The sequence below is a fragment of the Micrococcus sp. HMSC31B01 genome (assembly GCF_001816085.1).
Classification (GTDB): Bacteria; Actinomycetota; Actinomycetes; order Actinomycetales; family Micrococcaceae; genus Micrococcus; species Micrococcus luteus.
Window position 1 is genome coordinate 1 of sequence record NZ_KV825034.1, and the last position, 2,060, is coordinate 2,060.

Here is a 2,060-nt window from a genome sequence, read left to right on the forward strand (position 1 = left end):
TGGCGGGGTCAGCGGCCGGCCAGCGAGCCCAGGCTGGGGTCCGTGAGGTCGTCCGGCAGGGTGTCCGGGACGACCATGCCCTCCTGCTCCACGAGCCGGTCCGAGACCTCCCGCAGCAGGTAGGACAGCGGGATGTCCAGCGCCTGGCAGATCGAGGCCAGCAGCTCGGAGGAGGCCTCCTTCTGGCCGCGCTCCACCTCCGACAGGTAGCCGAGCGAGACACGGGCGTCGTGCGAGACCTCGCGCAGGGTGCGGCCCTGGAGCTGCCGGACGTCGCGCAGGACGTCGCCGATCTCGTGGCGGAGGAGGGGCATGCTGCGCTCCTTGATGTCGGGGGCGGCCGCGCGGGGACGGGGCTGGTCATCGACCCAGCGCGTGATTCCGTGGGAATGGACGGGATGTCGCATCATGTCTATCGCCTGCTCCTGGACTTTTCCTGAAGGGCGCCGGGCCGCGGGCCTGATCCCGCCGGGGCACTCTTCTTGACTCGTTACATTCAACGTCGGGCGGGGTCGCGTTCATTCCCGAGACATGGTCTCCTCCGCCGTCGGGCCCTCGGCGGCCCCGTCGCCCTCGTGCCGCTCCGAGCGCCGATGTCGTTCCCGCAGGGAGTACGTGGCGTTCCGGATGCGGTCGGAGTCGTCCAGGCTCGAGCCGACGGCCCCGGCCATCGTGCCCATCGACGCCGCGAGCCACACGAGCCGCACGTAGTCGCGCACGCCGCCGGGCTGGTCGAGCTCCTCCTCCAGATACTCCACGGGGATGATCATGAGCGCGACCAGCAGCAGCGTGACGAAGAGCAGCACGTAGACGACGGTGCAGGCCAGACCGACGGTGAGCACGGTGGAGAGGTTGTCCAGCCGCGAGCTGTGCCGGTGGGTCGCACCGTGCGTCCACAGGCCGTTCGTGGTGACCAGCCACGCCACCAGCAGCACCACGGACAGCACGCTGACCGCCGCGAGCCGCACCGGGGACATCACGCTGGAGAGCACCCAGATGGAGCCGAAGAACACGCCGTAGGCACCGGCCGCGCTGGCCGAGGCGATCGTGAACGTCATGTCCCGCGGCATGAGCAGCGGCCGGTTGGCCATCACCATCCCGGCCAGCAGACGCAGCGTGCCCGTCCAGCCCTTCACGTACACCGTGGACGTGCGCCGGGACCCGCCGCCCATCCGGGTGGTCGTGGTCACGTCCGCGTCGACGTCGACCAGGGGGGCGATGCCCCGCAGTGCGGCCGTGTCGGGCTCGGGGGGCTCGTCCGTCGGGGACGGGCCGTCGTCCTCCTCCACCTCGCCGGACTCGTCGGAGGACTGCACGTCCAGCTCCCCGTCCGGCGGGTCCACGTGGGGGGCGGTGTCGATGTGCTCGACGATCCGCAGCACCGTCTCCCGCAGCCGGCGGGCCGGGGTGATGACCCCCAGCGCCGGGACGCACACGACGCCGACCCGCAGCTGCGGCACGACGTCCGCCACCACGCCGCGCCGGTCGTCGAACCGGGGCAGGTCGACGACGGCGACCACCGTGTCCCATCCCTGCCCGTCTGCGAGGGAGCGGACCGGCTCCTCCAGGACCATGCCCCCGGTCGCACCGACCGGCAGCGACTCCTGCCGCGTCTCGACCCGCCAGCCGCCGGGCTGCGGCAGGCGTTCGTCGAGCCGGTCCTCGACGTCCCCGGCGATGCGGCGCACGAGAGCCCACGGGGTGCCCGGGTCGGCCACGAGGCCGATGACGCGGGGGCCCGGGGCGTCGTCGCCGTCCTGCGGTGCATGCTCGGGCGGGGTGGGAGGCGATGCGGTCTCCATCGCGCCGAACCTACGCGGCGGGGCGGGCCGGCACCAGGGACGGGGCGCCGAGGCGGGTCGGTCGGCGCCCCCATGCAGCCTCAGTGGCCGGGGCCGGCGAGCAGGTGCGTCAGGGCCTGCAGCGCCGCGGCGACGGTGGCCTCCCGGATCGCGGCCCGGTCGCCGTCGAGCCGGAGGAGGATCGCGGTGGCCGCGCCGTCGCGCTCGCCGCCGAGCACGTCCAACGCGTTCGCGTCCGCGTCGGGCACGGCCAGGCCG

Annotated in this window: 2 protein-coding genes; both read right to left on the reverse strand. The window is 73.5% G+C overall.

The window, feature by feature from the left end; genetic code table 11:
- Nucleotides 1-8 precede the first annotated feature (8 nt).
- On the reverse strand, nucleotides 9-410 hold the full coding sequence (locus tag HMPREF3105_RS04090) for a helix-turn-helix domain-containing protein (RefSeq protein ID WP_036315027.1): 402 nt from the start codon (nucleotides 408-410) through the stop codon (nucleotides 9-11).
- 108 nt (nucleotides 411-518) lie between these two features.
- Complete coding sequence (locus tag HMPREF3105_RS04095; RefSeq protein ID WP_102708367.1) at nucleotides 519-1,802, reverse strand: hypothetical protein; 1,284 nt, start codon at nucleotides 1,800-1,802, stop codon at nucleotides 519-521.
- Nucleotides 1,803-2,060 lie beyond the last annotated feature (258 nt).

Bases quoted from the DNA above. Each gene is read 5' to 3' on its own strand.
- HMPREF3105_RS04090 (WP_036315027.1), bottom strand. From the start codon at position 410: ATGATGCGACATCCCGTCCATTCCCACGGAATCACGCGCTGGGTCGAT.
- HMPREF3105_RS04095 (WP_102708367.1), bottom strand. From the start codon at position 1,802: ATGGAGACCGCATCGCCTCCCACCCCGCCCGAGCATGCACCGCAGGAC.